12 protein-coding genes are annotated in these 17,960 nt (G+C 47.4%); 8 read left to right on the forward strand and 4 right to left on the reverse strand.

Features of this window, described 5'->3' with window-relative positions:
- Positions 1 to 36 precede the first annotated feature (36 nt).
- Positions 37 to 765 (forward strand): protein-glutamine gamma-glutamyltransferase, encoded by a 729-nt coding sequence (locus tag MKY54_RS01330; protein WP_076126990.1) that lies wholly within the window; start codon positions 37 to 39, stop codon positions 763 to 765.
- Positions 766 to 921: 156 nt separating this feature from the next.
- On the opposite strand, the gene hflX is transcribed toward MKY54_RS01330, so the two are convergent.
- Positions 922 to 2,187, reverse strand: a complete 1,266-nt coding sequence (gene hflX, locus MKY54_RS01335; RefSeq protein WP_076282395.1) for a GTPase HflX — start codon at positions 2,185 to 2,187, stop codon at positions 922 to 924.
- 527 nt (positions 2,188 to 2,714) lie between these two features.
- Here hflX and MKY54_RS01340 point away from each other — a divergent pair.
- The gene (locus MKY54_RS01340; RefSeq protein WP_076126993.1) at positions 2,715 to 3,515 is read left to right on the forward strand and encodes a hypothetical protein; all 801 of its coding nucleotides are present in this window, start codon (positions 2,715 to 2,717) and stop codon (positions 3,513 to 3,515) included.
- A 50-nt stretch (positions 3,516 to 3,565) separates the two neighbouring features.
- On the opposite strand, the gene MKY54_RS01345 is transcribed toward MKY54_RS01340, so the two are convergent.
- Both MKY54_RS01345 and MKY54_RS01350 read right to left on the reverse strand, forming a co-directional pair.
- Positions 3,566 to 6,586 carry a DEAD/DEAH box helicase gene (locus MKY54_RS01345; protein ID WP_076306811.1) on the reverse strand — a complete coding sequence of 1,007 codons (3,021 nt, stop codon included), beginning with the start codon at positions 6,584 to 6,586 and terminating at the stop codon, positions 3,566 to 3,568.
- Positions 6,583 to 8,229, reverse strand: coding sequence for an SWIM zinc finger family protein (locus MKY54_RS01350; protein WP_339189157.1), 1,647 nt, complete (start codon positions 8,227 to 8,229; stop codon positions 6,583 to 6,585). The genes MKY54_RS01345 and MKY54_RS01350 overlap by 4 nt, the downstream gene beginning before the upstream one ends.
- A gap of 409 nt (positions 8,230 to 8,638) precedes the next feature.
- Here MKY54_RS01350 and MKY54_RS01355 point away from each other — a divergent pair, with 409 nt between their 5' ends.
- From MKY54_RS01355 to clpB, 4 genes are all read left to right on the forward strand, one after another.
- Positions 8,639 to 9,112 carry an Hsp20/alpha crystallin family protein gene (locus tag MKY54_RS01355; protein ID WP_339189158.1) on the forward strand — a complete coding sequence of 158 codons (474 nt, stop codon included), beginning with the start codon at positions 8,639 to 8,641 and terminating at the stop codon, positions 9,110 to 9,112.
- A 175-nt stretch (positions 9,113 to 9,287) separates the two neighbouring features.
- Complete coding sequence (locus MKY54_RS01360) at positions 9,288 to 10,286, forward strand: J domain-containing protein (protein ID WP_339189160.1); 999 nt, start codon at positions 9,288 to 9,290, stop codon at positions 10,284 to 10,286.
- 242 nt (positions 10,287 to 10,528) lie between these two features.
- On the forward strand, positions 10,529 to 10,726 hold the full coding sequence (locus tag MKY54_RS01365) for a hypothetical protein (RefSeq protein WP_339189161.1): 198 nt from the start codon (positions 10,529 to 10,531) through the stop codon (positions 10,724 to 10,726).
- Positions 10,727 to 11,393: 667 nt separating this feature from the next.
- Entirely contained in the window at positions 11,394 to 14,048 is a 2,655-nt protein-coding gene (gene clpB, locus MKY54_RS01370; RefSeq protein ID WP_248549167.1) for an ATP-dependent chaperone ClpB, read from the forward strand.
- A 56-nt stretch (positions 14,049 to 14,104) separates the two neighbouring features.
- Here clpB and MKY54_RS01375 read toward each other — a convergent pair whose 3' ends face one another.
- Positions 14,105 to 15,682, reverse strand: a complete 1,578-nt coding sequence (locus tag MKY54_RS01375; protein WP_339189164.1) for a glycosyltransferase — start codon at positions 15,680 to 15,682, stop codon at positions 14,105 to 14,107.
- Between the two features lie 400 nt (positions 15,683 to 16,082).
- Between MKY54_RS01375 and MKY54_RS01380 the strand changes: the two genes are divergently transcribed.
- Together MKY54_RS01380 and MKY54_RS01385 are read left to right on the forward strand one after the other, a co-directional pair.
- Positions 16,083 to 16,226, forward strand: coding sequence for a peptidylprolyl isomerase (locus tag MKY54_RS01380; RefSeq protein WP_339191099.1), 144 nt, complete (start codon positions 16,083 to 16,085; stop codon positions 16,224 to 16,226).
- Between the two features lie 82 nt (positions 16,227 to 16,308).
- A complete protein-coding gene (locus MKY54_RS01385) occupies positions 16,309 to 17,925 on the forward strand; it encodes an ABC transporter substrate-binding protein (protein WP_076127005.1) in 1,617 nt (538 codons plus the stop codon).
- Positions 17,926 to 17,960 lie beyond the last annotated feature (35 nt).

Below are 17,960 nucleotides of genomic sequence, written 5' to 3' on the forward strand. Positions count from 1 at the left end.
CTATATTTAGAACCTATAACATTGGAGGGACTAAGCATGGTGAAGGAAGTTCGTTCACCCGATGCCCTTGACTTTGAGCGCAAAATGAGAGAAAGCATCGTGGAATCGGCTGAAGCTTTAAATGAAAGTGGAGTGGATTTTGCAACATTTGATGATTCCCGCTGCAATCCGCAGTTTTGGACACGTACAGAGATTGGTGGGCTTCAGCTGAACGCTGGCGTGGAACCCACAGTGGGGATTAAAGATATTTTTCGGAATGGTCATTTATATGCCTTTGAATGCGCGACAGCCATGGTCATTGTTATGTATCGGGCGACGATTGAAGCTATAGGTGAAGAAGCGTTTAATAAGTATTTCAAGGATTTGTTCTTATGGGACTGGAATTATGACGAGAATTTACGCTTAATCACAAACTACAACAAGGAACTAACGCAGCGGGGAGACGTTGTATATTTCAAGAATCCCGATCATGCTCCGAGCAAGCCAGAATGGCAGGGCGAGAATGCAATTAAACTCGAAAATGATCTGTTCTACGGCCATGGCATAGGGATTACTACTGGAGAGATTATCATAGACTCTCTGAATCAGGAAAGAGTATATGGGAGTGATATCTCGGCCTATTTAACGGATGAATCGGTGCATCCAGACTTTAATTACTTACAGCGGTTATCTGCAGGAACGGTTTTACCGGCAGCCAACAATAGAAGCTTCCGATACACTGTATGTTCAAGAATAGGGTCTAAAAACTATATTTATAAGATCTAGCGTCTGCCTATTTTATATTTACTGAGCAATGCAAAGAGAGGGCTCTTTTGTATTGTTCATTTTTTTATTCACAAAAGAAAGGGATAGAGCTTCAGATAACTCTGAAAACTCTATCCCTCTTTTTTAATTAAGGATTACCACGTCGTTTCTAATTTGTTATAGCTCAATAAAATCGTTGCGGAATTTCTCAAAATCAGATTTTCTACATTCCAGCTCAAGGCGTGTGCCTGTTTCTTCATAGCTAGTAGATTGAACATGGGCGTGTTCATTGAAATAAGAGACTACATTACCCCGATCAAATGGAACCAGAATCTCACACTGGACATAGTCCGTAAAAACATGGCTGCGGATCAGAGCGGTAAGTTCAGCCATTCCACTATTTTGCTTGGCGGAAAGGTAGACATTGTCACCTTCAATTTGCGGGTAAGGCAAATCAGTCAGATCAGCTTTATTATAGGCATAGATCGTTGGAATCTGGTCAGCGCCGAGTGCTTTGAGCGTCTCATCTGTAACCGCCATATGCTGTTGATGCTGCGGATCGGAAATATCGACTACGTGAATCAATAAGTCCGCTTCGGTAACCTCTTCAAGAGTGGAGCGGAACGCTTTGACCAGATGATGGGGAAGCTGGCTGACGAATCCGACAGTATCTGTTAATAAAAAGGTTTTGTGATCAGGCAGCTCAATGCTGCGAACCGATGTCTCTAGTGTAGCGAACAGCATATCCTTGGCGAATACTTGTTTATGGGAACCCGGATGGTAAGTCTCTACCATGACATTCATTAAGCTGGATTTTCCGGTGTTCGTATAGCCTACCAGGCAGACGACGGGAACTTCATTTTTATGCCGTTGTTTCCGCTGGATTTGACGTCTTGCTACTTGTTGTTGCAGTTCAACCTGTAAAGCAGTAATCCGCTCTTCAATTCTTCTGCGGTCCAGCTCTAGCTTGGTTTCACCAGCACCTCTGTTTTTAAGTCCAGCTCCGCCACCTTGTCTGCCCAGCGACTCACGAAGACCTGTGAGGCGCGGCAGCATATATTGCAGCTTGGCTACTTCAACTTGCAGCTGGGCTTCCTTGGTCTTCGCTCTTTCCGCAAAAATATTCAAGATCAGAATGGTCCGGTCAATGACCTGACGATCCAGTGCGGACTCCAAATTGCGGATCTGTGAAGGTGACAGTTCGTCGTTAAAAATAACAATAGGAGCATCGTGTGCTTCTAAAAGTGCCGATAATTCCTCGATTTTACCTGTCCCGATATAATGGGAGGGGTTAATTCGACTTGCCTTTTGACTAAGCTCTCCTACGACTTCAAGGTCACAGGCAACTGCCAGATTGCTCAGCTCTTCCATCGAATAGGCGAAATTCGTTTCGTTCTGAAGCTGGACACCGACTATAATTGCTTTTTCTCGTATTTGTTCCATATATTTATTCATCCTCCAATAGTAAATAATAAACGCAAAAAAGCACAGGCAATCTGCCTGTGCTTACGGTTCGTTAGAGGACGTCAGAGTTAGGGCCTTCCATAGGTAGAATGAATTAAACAACAGTCCAGTCGCAGGGAAGAGGCACTTTGATCCCTTGCGAGCAGCAGTTGGCTAATCGGCTTCTATGGATGTTCAATTCTTAAAGGAATGGAGGTGAAGAGAATCCTCCCTACACGCTGTTGTTAAATTATCGGGTTACCTTTAAAAATGGGTAGACCAATCCTGAGTCCTCTGCACATGGGCAGAGCTTTAGCGCTATTCAATTAGCCGCGCAAAGTTCTAACTCGGATAAAGTCTATCACACGTAACCCTCCGTTCATAAAAAGTTAAGTCGAGTTTACCACATTCGTTATTTAGTGGCAAATCTCTATTTATGCTCTGGAACATCTCTTGTATTTTAATTATACCCAATAATTCTAAACAATGTTTACATATCATATATGAATTGATATATAGGAGGTGTGATGACATTGCCTGTTCTGTCCACAAACACCATTATTAATTTACCAGTCGACGGTACTCGGCCAATAGATCAAGTAGTGATCAAAGTTGTCAACAATGGATCGGCTGGCGCGTTTTGTTATATTACGGGCTTATCCAATAGTGTCAGTCCCCAGGCCATTTTTGTTGAAGAGTTATTTGAGCTGCAATATCAGGAGACCTTAAGCAAGACCTATGTCATGGTAGAGGATTTATTCCAATTTAATTTTGTATATTCACAGGAGCAGATGAAGATTCAGGTTTTCCTTGTTGATGCGGACGGTGTATGGACGGCCGTTGATCTTGAAGTGTTTCAAGTGAGCCGAATAACTTCGGAAATACGTGATAACGTGACCGTTACATCGACTGACTTTGCAGCAATCAGCTTCATGAGGCGTCCTGGCTTTGCTATTCCACAAGGTCTTGCGGCTGAGATTCGACCGGCAGCTTTAGATGTTATGTCCAAAAGACCTGTGCGATATATGGTCGTTGCAGGCGGGACCCTTGATGGGGCCTTCGAGAATTATCCTACACCGACTACAAATATTCCTGTCACGGACACGGCGCTGCTAGTGAACTATACCTGCACTACGGTCACGGGTGGAAAAGTTATTATGCAAGGTACAGGATCAGGGATTTCTGGGGCGTATGCGAATCTGGCGGTCAATTTACTTAATGAGCGACTCTCATACGAGTTCCATGATGAACCGGTCACATTGGTGGTAAACTCCCTCTCGGGCGGGGACGATCTCGCAGTTACCTTTAAAATGTCCGAGCAATGGTAATTATTCTTGTGAAAAAGGAACATTCGCATTTACGCGAATGTTCCTTTTTGCTAGTCATTTAAGTCACGACGCAAGGTGAAGAGATCTTTCAGAGCCTCTGTGGACAGCTCGGTAATCCAGCCTTCCGAGCTGGAGATCACATTATCGCTGAGCTGCTGTTTATTCTCCAGCATCTCATCAATCCGTTCTTCGAGTGTGCCCAGGGCGATGAATTTATGCACCTGCACATCACGAGTCTGGCCCATGCGGTAAGCGCGGTCAGTTGCTTGATTCTCCACCGCTGGATTCCACCAGCGGTCGAAGTGGAATACGTGATTGGCTGCAGTTAAGTTCAGGCCAACTCCCCCAGCTTTGAGTGAAAGGATGAATACATTCGGCTGATCAGACGGCGATGTGTCTGGGCGTGTAGACCCATCTTCCGCCGAAGGGGCTGGTGTCTGAAACCGCTCGATCATGCGGTCGCGCGCCTGTTTGGAGGTACTTCCGTTCAAATAAAGGACGGGTTCGCCCAGCTCCTGCTGGAGAACCGCCTGAAGCATTTTTCCCATACCCACATATTGAGTAAAAATCAGGCAGCGCTCGTCTTCCGCGCGCAGCTCCTTAACCATGTCCAGCAGTCTTTCCAGTTTGGAGGAACGGTTAATAAGAAAGCTGGTATCCAGTTTATTGTCCGTATCAAGTTCAGGGATAGCTTCTTTTGTCACAAGCATCGGGTGATCGCATAGCTGCTTAAGCCCGGTCAGAGCCCCGAGAATTGCCCCTTTGCGCTCAATGCCTTCCAGCTTCTTCATCCGTTCCAACAGTCCGTTTACGGTTTGATCGTAAAGCGCCGCTTGTTCGGCTGTCAGATGAACATAGGTTTTCATTTCATTTTTATCAGGTAGATCGAGCTGTATATTAGGGTCTTTTTTCTTGCGGCGCAGCATGAAGGGTTTTACTAGATTTTGTAGGTCCGCTGTACGTTTCGCGTCGCGTTCCTTCTCAATAGCATTCGTGAATCGGTCATTAAAAGACTTGGCGCTGCCCAGATAACCTGGGGTTATAAAATCATAAATGGACCACAGCTCGGATAATCTGTTCTCTATCGGCGTCCCTGTTAAGGCGACCCGGTGAAGAGCTGGAAAACTACGTACAGCTGCGGATTGTTTGGTTTGGGCATTTTTGATATTTTGAGCTTCATCCAGGCAGATCGTCGCCCAAGTGAATTCCTTCAGCAGCTCTTGGTCAAGCGCAGCAGTCGCATAAGAGGTCAGTACCACATCGGCTTGCGAAGCTGCGCCATAGAAGAATCCCGCGTCCAGACGGCGGCTTCCGTAATGAAGCATAACATTCAACGAAGGCGCGAAGCGTTGCAGCTCCTTCTGCCAATTGCCTAACACAGAGGTCGGGCAGATGATCAATGAAGGCCAGCCTGGTGGGTCGGTCTGCCGCCGGGCTGAGCTTGCATCCGTGTTTTCTTGGATGTGTAGCAGATAGGCGATGAGCTGTACTGTTTTGCCTAGTCCCATATCATCGGCTAGACAGGCCCCCAGCCCAAAGCGGCGCAGAAAGGTCAGCCAAGCGAATCCTTCATGCTGATAGGTGCGCAGCTCCGCTTTAAGGCCTGCGGGTACGGGCGGCTTAGGCCATTCTGAGCGCTGGCCCAGCTGACCGATAAGGCTGATCAAATGCTCGTTCAGCTCTACCTCCAGACGCAGACGCGCGGCATCCTCTTGCAGCTGCTCTTCCGTAGCTTCAGCGTCTGCCTCTTCACCAGCTCCTAGCAAGTGGAGCTGAAGCACGTCTTGGAAGGACAAGCCTTGCGACTTGTCCATTCCCGCCATGGCTCTTTGGATTTGCGCCAGCAGAGCCGGATCGAGTGAGACCCATTTGCCCTTGAAGCGGACGAGCCGTTCCCCTCTTGCGACCAGCTCGGCAAATTCGGCTTCAGTGAGATCCGCATCGCCGATGGAGATTCGCCAATCGAAATCGATGATCGAATCGAGACCAAACAGCGACTCGCCACCGCTGCGTTTGTCTTCGCCGGAGCTGATCTTTGCGCGCAGGCGCGGCTTTTTCCGGCTGGCGGCTTCCCACCACGCCGGCAGCAGCACTTGCCAGCCAGCTTCCAGCAGCCGCTGGCTCTCGGCCGTCAAGAACCGCCAGGCGATGGCATCGCTCAGCGGTTCGGCCAGCACATCGCCGCCCGCCGCGAAGCGCTCGGGCGGCAGACTGCCGCGGAGGCGCTCCAGCCATCCCGCGGCCCGTTCATGCACGTGAGCCGACCACGCGGTCGGCCACAAGCCGTACGGCTCGCCGTTATCGGCGAGCCTGATGGGAACAAGCGCGGATTCATCGCGCTTGTCCTGAAGGATCAGCTGCAGCCGCCAATAGGATTCATCCTCATCGGGCTCCAGCAGCTGTAGAGCGGGCCGGAAAGGCGCGGTGTCCGCCTTCCAGCCAATGGCGATAAGCCACGCGGCGGTATCCATGCCCGCTGCAAGTGCTCCGCTTCTATCGAAGAGAAGCGGGAATTCGCTGCGGAGGTCGCCGGCCTCGGCCTCCGTGCTGTAATAGCGCTGCGATACGGCGGCAGAGAACGCCGCACGTAATCCACGGCTAAATTCGCTGCCGCCATTTAGCGCCTCAAGGGCTCCCTTAGCAGTGTCACTGTCCACTGCCACCTGCGCAAGAGCCCCCTCGTCCCAAGTCCATTGCAGCCTCCCGGCGCGGTAGGCGGAGATGTCGGGAATATACTGTTTGTGCTCCAGACATATAGCCAGAAGTGGCGCCAGTTCTGTGAGGTGGGCGGCATCGCCCTCCCAGCTCCATTCGATATGCGCCAAAAGCTTCTGCTCGGCAAAGAAGGGGATGACCTGCTCAGCAGGAAGAATCACTAGCTCCACGCCTTCGCCAGCTGGCTGCACGGTTAACTCCGTACCATAAAAAGACGCCTCATGCCAGGCGAAAAGTCGCTGCTTAAGCTGCAAGCCCGGCACGAGATCTTCGCGCTCATTCATTCCAAATATTAAAGCATCGCCATACTGGCTTAATGCAAGCCGGATGGTTAGCGTGCGTAAATGCATGTTCATGGTATTAGCTTTCCTTTCCGAAGCTCCTCTTGCAGCGCACGGAGCCTGCTATGCCTAATGGCGAAGGCAGTGAGGAAATCTTCCCAGCGTTCTTCTTGTTTCAGCTTTTTATACAGCTTGGATAATCGTTTCAATAATTTCACAGCCGCTTTGTAGCTATGTCTGTTCTTATCCAGCACGAATCTTTCGGCGGCCTGATGGTAAAAGGGCAGCAGAACCTCAGGTGCATTCTTTTCCACCGGTTGGAGGTCTTTGACACGAAATTCGGAGGGCTGTTTACCGATGGACAGCTGATAATCCATCCAGGTCTGCCATTTCTCATAGGTGATTAGCTTCTCTTCATAGACTTCGCCAGAGATAGGTAACATGGTGGCTAGTGTGTCCCACATTTGCAGCTCAGCTTCAGGCAGGTGGCGAACAGCTTCTTCCCAACTGGTTGAATAGCTATTGAGATTATAGAGTCTGCTGCTCAGCAGTGGACCGATCTGAACAAGCCAACCCACCAACCGGGACCAATCCCCTGCATCCAGCAGCGGAGAGGTGAAGCTCATGAGCTCATCGGGATGGAGACCCGGGCGCTCGGCAGCCTTATTCAGTAAGTCCCAAGCCTTCTGGTCATCCATCAGATAGTAATACATGCGGCTCTGAGCTAACAGCCAAGCATGTTGTGACAGGGAAGCGCCTAATTCACCTTCTGCTTGCTGCAGCTGTTCGATTTCATTCAGGTAAAGCTTAGTTCCACCTGTATTCGGATAAATCCAATTTCTCCACAGCAGATCATAGCTAAGAGAAAAAGAGGGTTGATCCCGTGAGCGATCCCGTGACTCCGTCAACATCTCGCGCCGCAGATAAGATAGAGTATCGATGACGTATGGCCATAGATCCTGCTCTTGCTCGGGGGACAGCGGAAGTGTCTTTTTTAAAAGACCTGTGATTACTTCCTGTAGCTCTGAGACTGCTACCTGTGTGTAATAACCAAGAGAAGGGGCGTAAGCGGCCTGACCGACGGATTGCGTGGAAGGCTTAGCGAGCTTTTCCAACAGATAAAGATGAGCATGCAGAGTGAACAGCTTCTCCGTTTCCGGAAGCATTTTTGGTTTGAATTTATTAATTGCAGACAAGGCCCGACTCACATATTCAGGATTTCGGGTAGTATGGGCTAGAGGGGAGATACAGAATTCAAAATACTCCCGCCACTCCATTATTTTTCCGCTAGCGATGCGGTTGGCCATCTCTTTCATTTGCTGCTGACGAGTTGCATCGGCTCCAATAGAAGTACTTGTTGCTGTACTTGATATTTTAGGCAAAAAGGATGCAGCTTTAGCGTTAGCCAAAACCTGTACAGATCTATTCTGCTGTTCGGCATAATTCAACAGCACGGCAGCCATATGCTTGCAATGACCTGATACTGGACAATTACAATGACAATTGGTGAAGCCGTCGAGATCAATGGTGACGCGGTAATCCTCTCTACCTTCAACTAGAGCGTTAATCTTACGAGGCTCCGTCATAGTAAACGGCTGCACTCGATTTTGTTTATAATATTGGAACCCCCGCTTGAGGGTAAGATCATCGAAATAATAGGCGACATTTTGGATGAGCTTACTCCACTGCGTATCATCCATAGGATAGGTTGGTTGCATACAATTGGTCTCCTGTAACGAAAATGGTCTTTAGTTGTCTTTCATTATATCACTTCTGCTGGCTTCATCTTTAAATCGTTAAATTTTGATAGATCGTAAGAAAACTCTGTTTAAAAGCTGGCGTGAAGATGATTAGAAGCTAATGGCTTGTATTGAACGGAAGGTCTGAACATATAATAATCGTACTGCAAGTTGGATCATGATTATATAGGTGTCATTTACGAAAGATCAAACAAAGGTCAAAATTGGTCAAATAAATAAAAAGAACTAATTTCGTTGTGGAAAATCAGCTAATTCGCCTGAATTTGAGCGATAATCGGCTTAAATCGGTTTTGTTATTCCTCGGGTAGGGGACTATAATAAGGTCATAGGTCAAATAAAGTCAAAGTCAATGAGAGGAGAATGGATAATGTTTGATATGGTTCCTTTTGGTAAACGTAGAGATGATGCTTTTGGTGTGCTGGCTAAGTCTTTGAATGATGTTTTTAATGATGATTTTTTTGCACCGATTAAGAGCTCCACGATGTCCTTCAGAACAGATATTCATGAGAGTGAGCAGGCTTACCTGATTGAAGCTGAACTTCCTGGTTTGAAAAAAGAAGAAATCGACATTGATTATGCCAGTCCTTATTTGACGATTAAAGCGGTACGTAAGGAAGAAAATGCCGAGGAGAACAAGGAACATCAGATTGTACGCAGAGAACGTCGATATGGTGAATATGTGCGCAGATTCTATGTTCAAGATATTGCCGAGGAAGAAATTCGCGCGTCTTTGAAAGATGGAGTGCTGAAGCTGGAAGTTCCCAAACGGCAAAAAATGCAAGGTAAACGCATCGAGATTCAAGACGGAGATTCTAATTCTACGGGTTCGCAGTCTGAATAAGCATAAATTAAGCGGAATGAACTTCCGCTCAGTCTTTTAGAGATGGCAGCGGGCTTTTAATATAGTGTTATGAATAGAAGGCGCATTGTAGTGGAGGATTCCGGCTATGGTGCGTCTTTTCTCGGAGTGCAATGGTGGTCAATATGAGAATAGGGATGGAAAGGAGGAAGCGCGAGTGGCTAGTAAAAGCTATTATGATGCATTGGGTGTGAGCAAAAAAGCTACTAAACAGGAAATTAAAAAGGCTTATCAGAAGCTTGCCAAGAAGTGGCATCCCGATGTTAACAAAGCCCCTGAGGCAGAGGCGAAATTCAAAGAAGCAGCTGAAGCCTATGAAGTGCTTGGTAATGAGGATAAACGGAAACTCTATGATGAAGAGCTGCTTTATGGAGCTCAACGTGGCAGAGCTAGTGGAGGGGCGGCGAATGGAGCCTCCTCTTGGGATTCAAACTTTGGTGGAAGTGGAAGCTGGAACGGTGGAACTTATTCAACAGGAGGTTCTGGTATTTCGGAGGAAGATTTATTCGGGATGTTTTTTGGGAATCGGGGCTCTGCGGATCGGGCTGGCTTTGATTTTTTCTCGGGAAGTGGAACGGGGCGTGCGAATGGCAATCCGTGGGGCGAGGCCCGTAGTACCATGCAGGCGCAGCTGGATATTACCTTGGAGCAGGCTTATAAAGGTACCACTGTAAGAGTACAGGTCAGTGACAAAACGGTGGATGTGAACATTCCGCCTAGATCCTATGAGGGTACAATTATTAAAATCGCGGGAAACACTCCGGGTGGCGACGTGCTGCTGGCACTTCATATTCTTCCTCATGATATTTATGAGATTCGCGATGGCGACTTATATGGCATGGTTGAAATCGCTCCTTGGCAAGCGGTATTGGGTGGAGAAGTGAAGGTTCCATTACCGGGGGGCGGCGCCGTGAAATTGAAGATTCCAGCAGGAATTCAGAGCGGCAAAACGCTACGTATCCCCGGCAAGGGCTTAAAACGTGAGAATGGTGCGAACGGCGATATTTTATTTGGAATTGAGATTGTTATCCCTGAACCTATCAGCGAAGCGGAGAAAAATCTCTACCGAAAGCTGGCAGACTCCAGCCCTTTCGAAGCCAGAGCTAAACGTCAAAGCACTGGCACCCAGCGGCAGAAGGCGAAAGTGGGTAATTAATAGATAGGTAGAAGAGGTAGAGGTGAGGTGATTTCACTCGTTTGTGATCAACTCTGGTTGGTGAATAAGGTGATTTGAATGCTAGTTGCAGAACAGTAACTTATTTAGCCACTAACTATAAATGAACGTTTCGCTCAAACGGTGAAAGTCGGCACTATGGTGGGAAAAGAGAGTCAAAAGAGAGTCAAAAGAGAGTCAAAAGTGCTTTCGAAAGTGCCTTCGAGAGTGCCAAACTGGGATCGATGGTCGAAAAGAAAGGCAAAAATGCCTTAGAAAGCGCTGAATTAAGCTCGTTGGTCGAAAAGAAAGGCAAAAGTGCCTTCGAAAGTGCCGAATTAGGCTCGATGTGCGAAAAAAGAAGCAAAAATGCCTTAGAAAGTACTGGCGAGGGCTCATTGGTCGAAAAGAGAGGCAAAAGTGCCTTAGAATGCGCTGAATGAGGCTCGATGTGCGAAAAGAGAAGCAAAAGTGTCTTCGAAAGTGCCGAATGGGGCTCGTAGGTCGAAAAGAACGGTATAAATCCCGTAGAATGAGTGCAAACCGACTAGTTACTCGAAAAGAACGGTAAAAATCCCGTAGAATGAGCGCAAACCAGCTAGTTACTCGAAAAGAGCGGCAAAAATCCCGTAGAATGAGCGCAAACCAACTAGTTACTCGAAAAGAACAGTATAAATCCCGCAGAATGAGTGCAAACCACCTAGTTACTCGAAAAGAACGGTAAAAATCCCGCAGAATGAGCGCAAACCAACTAGTTACTCGAAAAGAACGGTAAAAATCCCGTAGAATGAGTGCAAGCCAACTAGTTACTCGAAAAGAACGGTAAAAATCCCGTAGAATGAGTGCAAGCCAGCTAGTTACTCGAAAAGAGCGGCAAAAATCCCGTAGAATGAGTGCAAACCAGCTAGTTACTCGAAAAGAACGGTAAAAATCCCGTAGAATGAGTGCAAACCAGCTAGTTACTCGAAAAGAACGGTAAAAATCCCGTAGAATGAGTGCAAACCAGCCAGTTACTCGAAATAAGCGGGATAAATCCCACTAAATTAACCTATCCCCGGCCCAAAAGGCCGATTTAATATAATCACTCTTAAATAGAAAGGTGAGAGAGCTATGGATTTCAATAAATTAACTCAAAAGCTGCAGGAAGCAGTAGCTGCGGCGCAGTCGCTGGCATCAGACAGCGGTCATCAGGAGATCGATAATCTCCATCTGTTAAAAGCGTTGCTTCAGCAGCAAGAAGGATTGCTGCCAAGATTGCTGCAAAAGATGAATATCCCTGTGGCTGAGCTGATGCGCAGCACAGATGAACTGCTTCAACGCAAGCCGAGCATCAGCGGGTCAGGAGCAAGCACGGTAAGGCGTTACGCCTCGCAATCGCTGATTCATCTGCTGGAGCAGGCGGAGAAGGAAGCGGCGAAGATGCAGGATGAGTTTGTTTCTGTGGAGCATGCGGTGCTGGCCATGGTGTCAGATTCGAGCGGGGAGAATCGTGAGCTAAGGGATCTTTTTGTCCGCCGTGGGCTGACCCGTGAGAAGCTGATGTCGGTGCTTGCTGAGATTCGTGGACATCAGCGGGTAACCAGCCGGGAGCCAGAAGCTACTTATGAGGTGCTGGAGAAATACGGCCGTGATCTTGTAGCAGAGGTTCGCGCGGGCAAGATTGATCCAGTCATTGGTCGTGATGGCGAGATCCGCCGGGTAATCCGGATTTTGTCCCGTAAAACGAAAAATAATCCTGTGCTGATCGGTGAACCAGGTGTAGGGAAAACAGCCATTGTGGAAGGCTTGGCCCACCGGATCGTGCGCAAAGACGTACCAGAGGGGCTGAAGGATAAGACGATTTTTTCACTGGATATGAGTTCACTTGTGGCAGGCGCGAAGTTCCGTGGTGAATTCGAAGAACGCCTGCAGGCGGTATTGAGGGAGGTTCGCGAAAGTAACGGCCGCATTATTCTTTTTATTGATGAGCTGCATACGATTGTGGGCGCAGGTAAAACCGAAGGCTCGATGGATGCGGGCAATATGCTGAAGCCGATGTTGGCCCGGGGTGAGCTGCACTGTATCGGTGCCACAACGCTCGATGAATATCGCAAATATATAGAGAAGGACCCTGCGCTGGAGCGCCGTTTCCAACAGGTGCTCGTGAGCGAACCCGATGTAGAGGATACGATCTCCATTTTGCGTGGTCTGAAGGAGCGGTTTGAAGTTCACCACGGGGTCAAAATCCATGACAGCGCACTGGTAGCCGCAGGGGTATTGTCCAATCGTTATATTACGGATCGATTTTTACCGGATAAGGCGATTGACCTAGTGGACGAGGCTTGCGCCATGATCCGCACAGAGATAGACTCCATGCCGGGTGAGATGGATGAAGTGACCCGCCGCCTGATGCAGATGGAGATTGAAGAAGCAGCGCTAAAAAAAGAAACCGATGACGCCAGCAAACGCCGTCTCGAAATATTGCAGCGCGAGCTCGCTGACCTGAAGGAGAAGCAGCTAGGAATGACGGCGCGCTGGGAGAAAGAGAAGTCGGCCATCCAAGGGATTCGCGACCTCAAAAAACGGCTGGAGCAAGCACGTAAGGATCTGGTCGATGCACAGGAGGAATATGATCTTAATAAGTCAGCCGAACTGAGCTACGGCATTATTCCTGATCTGGAGCGTCAGCTGAAAACAGCGGAAGAAGCGGCACAGCAGGATCAGGATACAAGATTACTACGTGAGGCTGTTACTGAAGAGGAAATTGCAGATATTGTCTCCCGCTGGACCGGCGTTCCGGTTAGCCGACTGGTAGAAGGTGAGCGGGATAAGCTCCTGCGTCTGGAGGATACGCTGCATGAACGGGTAGTGGGCCAAGACGAAGCTGTCAGCTTGGTGGCCGATGCAGTGCTTCGGGCAAGAGCGGGAATCAAAGATCCGAATCGCCCGATTGGCTCATTCCTGTTCCTTGGCCCGACGGGTGTAGGGAAGACTGAGCTGGCTAAGTCGCTTGCGGTATCTCTTTTTGACCGCGAAGATGGCATGATCCGTATAGATATGTCGGAGTATATGGAAAAGCATAGTGTTTCCCGCCTAGTCGGCGCACCTCCAGGATATGTTGGATATGAGGAAGGCGGGCAGCTCACGGAAGCTGTGCGGCGTCAGCCTTATACTGTAGTGCTGCTCGATGAAGTGGAGAAGGCGCATCCCGATGTGTTTAACATTCTGTTGCAGCTGCTTGATGATGGACGGCTGACTGATTCACAAGGCCGAATGGTTGACTTCAAGAATACAATCATCATTATGACTTCCAATATCGGTTCACCTCATCTGATTCAAGGCACCGATGAAAACGGTCAGCTCACGGAAGCTGCCAAGGATAGAGTGATGAAGGAACTGAGTGGTCATTTCCGTCCAGAGTTCCTGAACCGGGTGGATGACATTGTAATGTTCAAGCCGCTGACACTGGGTGAGATCGAGAAAATTGTGGACAAACTGGTGGATGGATTGCGTCTACGTCTGGCAGAACGGGAAATCGGGCTGGCATTAACTGAATCGGCGGTGCGTTTTATCGCTAAGGAAGGTTTTGATCCTGTGTATGGAGCAAGACCGTTGAAAAGATTCATCCAGCGCAGCTTGGAGACACGTGTGGCGCGTGCGATTATTGCTGGTGAAGCCGCAGAGGGATCAGTTATTCAGGTGGATGAATCCGGCAACGGGCTGACGGTAACCATTCTGAAGCCAGAAGTCGATGGGCCACAGAGTTCTGAATTGAGTTCTGAATAAAAAAAGGCGTCCACAAAACCGTAACGGCTTTGTGGACGTCTTTTTTATTGTAAGCCTCACTCCACCCAAGGGATTAGATGAGGCTGTTCATCCAAAATCGACATATACTGCTCTTTCCAGCCGTATTTGCCGTCGGGGTCGAGGAGCATATAACGCAGATATTTTTCCAGCCGGAACTCGGCTTTGGACCAACCGAGATGCTTGAGCCGCAGGTTGCTTAGCTGATGAGACAGCTCGAAGATATTTTCCGGGAACCGCCCACAGTGCTGTGGGGATTCATTCCATACATAGTTGAAGTCTTCTTTATAGCGAAGCAAAAAAGGGCGGTAGTTCAGATGAGAGCGCCAGTAGGTATCCTCCCTGTAATGGTTCGCGTTCCATAAATCGTAAAGGCGGAAGCAGAACAGATCGACCCCATCTGCATACAGCAAGGAATCTATATTTTCTGCAAAGCTGGCTTCAAAGATCTCATCCGCGTCCAGACTCAGAATCCACTCGGGATTTGTCTTTAGGACTTCCTCCCACTGCTGTTTTCGCAGCTCAATTTCATTGCCGAACTTGGATTCGGTATTATGCACGAGATGAACGGGAATGCCTTCAAGTGCTTCCAGACAGACAGCTGCTGTATTGTCGGTGCTGCCGTCATCAATAATGACAGCCTCATCGATATATTTGCGGTGTTCCTCCAGAACCTGTCGCAGGAAGCGCCCGCTTTCATTTTTTACAACCATGGTAAGGGTTAGCTTGGGACGCTTTTTGGTTATAGGAGCAGCTGCAACCTCATTGGAATTTTCCTCGATGGGTGTGGGTGCCGATTCAGCTTTTACCCCTGTTGTTTCTCTGATGAAATCTTCAACTTTGTTCAAATCACTATCTCTGTACAAATGAAGGGCAGGATAATGGGTGTCAACAAATAGCGGAATGCCAAGGGCCGCGGCACGAATGCAGAAATGGCGATCCTCGCCCCAGTATGATATGTTCCGGATCTGATTGTAGCTCACCCCGGCTTTTATCGCATGCTGGCTAATCAAAGTACAAGCGCCGAGACCCCCCACTTCATAGATTCCAGGATTGCGGAGTTTGGCTATGAATTCATGAAATCTGCGGTTGATCTCCTCGGGTTGCAGTTTTTCGCCGGGAAGTATCTCCCACTGATTATATTCGTCATGCATCCAGACCTGCGGCTGAAACATGGTATCTGGCTGCCACTGTGTCCAAAATACCTCTGAAATAATATCTCTGTTCGTCCCTATTAGATGTCTTAGCGTATCGGGGTGGAGGATGAGGTCTGAGTCGATCAGGAACAGGTAGTCGTAGTTCAGGGTTTGCGCTCGGTTAATCATGAGGTTTTTGAAGTTGGCGACTTTCCAGACTAAATCAGAATTCCAATAGTGAGTCGTATCATTGCGGATGTACACATCGTTAAAGCCGGAGCTTTGAATAAAAATATGCTCGCCCTTGCTTTTAAATTCCTGGAGCAGCCGGCTGGATTCCTCATCATCATTGTCATCAATCAGATGGAAATCCAGTTCGATTTGCTCGATATTCAAGCGCAGCAGGGAATTCAGAAATTCCCGTAATACATTGGGCTTTTGATGGATCGGGCTGCCGATTAATACGCGTGTCTTATTCATTGCGGCCTCCTTGGGGGACTCTCCCTTTCTTCCGAGAGGTATAGGTATGTTCTCAATATATTTACAGTGAGAGAGTAATAATCCTTATTTCGCAAAGTTCTTATAGTAAATGAGAAATGAGAGTTGGATAAATTGAACTTTTTAGATATATTAATTTTGATGAATCTGCTGTACAATTACCGGATAATTAGATAAGAATGCAGCCAGATGAGCACAGGAATGAGACTATGGATAAATCACCACTAAAAGTTCAGTAGTTAATCAATCTGTTACTGGCCATGAATCCTCGTGCGGATATGTTCTGGGATGATGGAAAGGGTGAATACCGACCTCTGCTGAATGAGGATGCTGAGGAAATTGATTGCACCGGAAGAGACAGCTAAGACTGAAGCTCATATTGGTGGCTGAATTTGATTATTGCGACCCTTGGCATACTGTATTCGGAAGAGTCATTTCAGGTATGGACCCTGTGGATACTTTAAGGCGTGGGGATGTCATGAAAAAGGTCGAAATTATCAGTTCCCTCAATATTACATTAATGTGAAATGCTATCCATTGTAATTCCTAGTATCCCGATATACAATATAAAAACAAACAAAGACAATATAGACACGGGGGAGAAACTTATGCGTAGAGGATTATCTGGAGTTATTACTTTGGTTTTGTTAACATTTTTGATTAGCGCGTGCTCCGGGGGAAATAACGCCGCTTCGACAAATACAAATCAGACGCCTACGGCTACTGAAGGATCGACAGCAAGCACTGAACCAAAAGATGGCGGCAACTTAATTATTGGGGTCGCTGCAGATCCTGTCATTCTAAATCCGAACTATGCAGGTGATCGTGTCAGTCTGACGATTGACCAAGCGCTCTACGCGCCATTGTTCCAAGTGAATAACGGAGAGAAGACCTTCTACTTGGCAGACAGCCTGACACTTTCCGAAGATAACCTGACTTATACATTGAAACTGAAAAGTGGACTAACTTGGCATGACGGAGAAAAGCTTACAGCTGACGATGTCGTGTTCACGATTGATAGCATCCTCGATGAGAAGCAAAACAGCATGCTGAGAGCGAACTTATTCATCGGTGATAAACCCGTTAAGGCAGTTAAGGTGGATGATCTGACTGTAGAGTTCAAGCTTCCGCAGGTCAGCCCAGCTTTTGAAGCTACACTAGTGCAAGTATTTCCGATTCCAAAGCATATTTTTGAGAATGAGACGGATCTAGAGAAAAGCACCAAGAATGCTGCTCCGGTTGGATCTGGCCCATTTAAATTTAAAGAATACAAAGCAGGCGAATATGTTACACTCGAGAGATTTGATAACTACTTTGGCGGCAAACCACATCTTGATTCTATAACGTACCGGATTGCTAAAGATACGAATGCTGCGAATCTCGCACTTCAGAATGGTGAGATCAACATTAAGTATCTAGATCCACAGGATGTTGGAACGATTGAGGCTTCGAACAATTTCGAAATCCTGCCTTATAGTGAAGGCCGATTGTCCTACCTGTTGTTCAATGCAAACAGTGATAGAGGTGCTCTTGCTAAAAAAGAAGTTCGTCAAGCCTTGTCTTTAGCCCTAAATCGTGATGAAATCATTCAGGCTGCTTATACTTCTAACGAGTATGCAGACCCGGCGAAGTCCTTTTTGACTCCGGATGCATTGTTCTATACTAATGACGTACCTTCTTTTGATAATGATGTAGAAAAAGCCAAAGAGCTTCTGCAATCGGCAGGGGTTAGCGATCTGAAATTGAGATTGATTGTATCGAGCGGTAATAAAGCTCAGGAAGCCATTTCACTATACGTGCAGCAAAAGCTAAAGGCCATTGGCGCTGAAGTTGAACTGCAAAATATGGATGCCTCGGCATATGGCCAGAAATTCAGTGATATGAATTCAACAGATTTTGAACTTGCGATTGCAGGTTATATTATGGGTTACGATCCTGATGCTTACAGAATTTTGTATACTTCTACTGCAGACTCTAACTACTCGCATTATAATAATGCTGAAGTCGATAAGTTGTTCAATGATGGTGCAGGAGAAGCAGATGTAACTAAACGTGGTGAGATCTATAAGAAGATCCAAGAGATCATTGCTGACGATGCACCGATTTATCCAATTGCTAATACTAAGACTATTGTAGCTGTCTCCAAGAACTACGGCGGTCTAGAAGAAGCAGTCTTGAAGCCTGTCGTTATTTTTGAAGATTTATCGAAAATCTACCTTAAATAAGAACGGGAAAAAATAAGCTGGTCAATCCAGCTTAT

Source organism: Paenibacillus sp. FSL P2-0121 (assembly GCF_037975345.1).
Lineage (GTDB): Bacteria > Bacillota > Bacilli > Paenibacillales > Paenibacillaceae > Paenibacillus_AQ > Paenibacillus_AQ odorifer.

Coding starts and splice junctions, on each gene's coding strand:
- MKY54_RS01330 (WP_076126990.1), top strand. CDS start 37: ATGGTGAAGGAAGTTCGTTCACCCGATGCCCTTGACTTTGAGCGCAAA.
- hflX (WP_076282395.1), bottom strand. CDS start 2,187: ATGGAACAAATACGAGAAAAAGCAATTATAGTCGGTGTCCAGCTTCAG.
- MKY54_RS01340 (WP_076126993.1), top strand. CDS start 2,715: ATGACATTGCCTGTTCTGTCCACAAACACCATTATTAATTTACCAGTC.
- MKY54_RS01345 (WP_076306811.1), bottom strand. CDS start 6,586: ATGAACATGCATTTACGCACGCTAACCATCCGGCTTGCATTAAGCCAG.
- MKY54_RS01350 (WP_339189157.1), bottom strand. CDS start 8,229: ATGCAACCAACCTATCCTATGGATGATACGCAGTGGAGTAAGCTCATC.
- MKY54_RS01355 (WP_339189158.1), top strand. CDS start 8,639: ATGTTTGATATGGTTCCTTTTGGTAAACGTAGAGATGATGCTTTTGGT.
- MKY54_RS01365 (WP_339189161.1), top strand. CDS start 10,529: ATGGTCGAAAAGAAAGGCAAAAATGCCTTAGAAAGCGCTGAATTAAGC.
- clpB (WP_248549167.1), top strand. CDS start 11,394: ATGGATTTCAATAAATTAACTCAAAAGCTGCAGGAAGCAGTAGCTGCG.
- MKY54_RS01375 (WP_339189164.1), bottom strand. CDS start 15,682: ATGAATAAGACACGCGTATTAATCGGCAGCCCGATCCATCAAAAGCCC.
- MKY54_RS01385 (WP_076127005.1), top strand. CDS start 16,309: ATGCGTAGAGGATTATCTGGAGTTATTACTTTGGTTTTGTTAACATTT.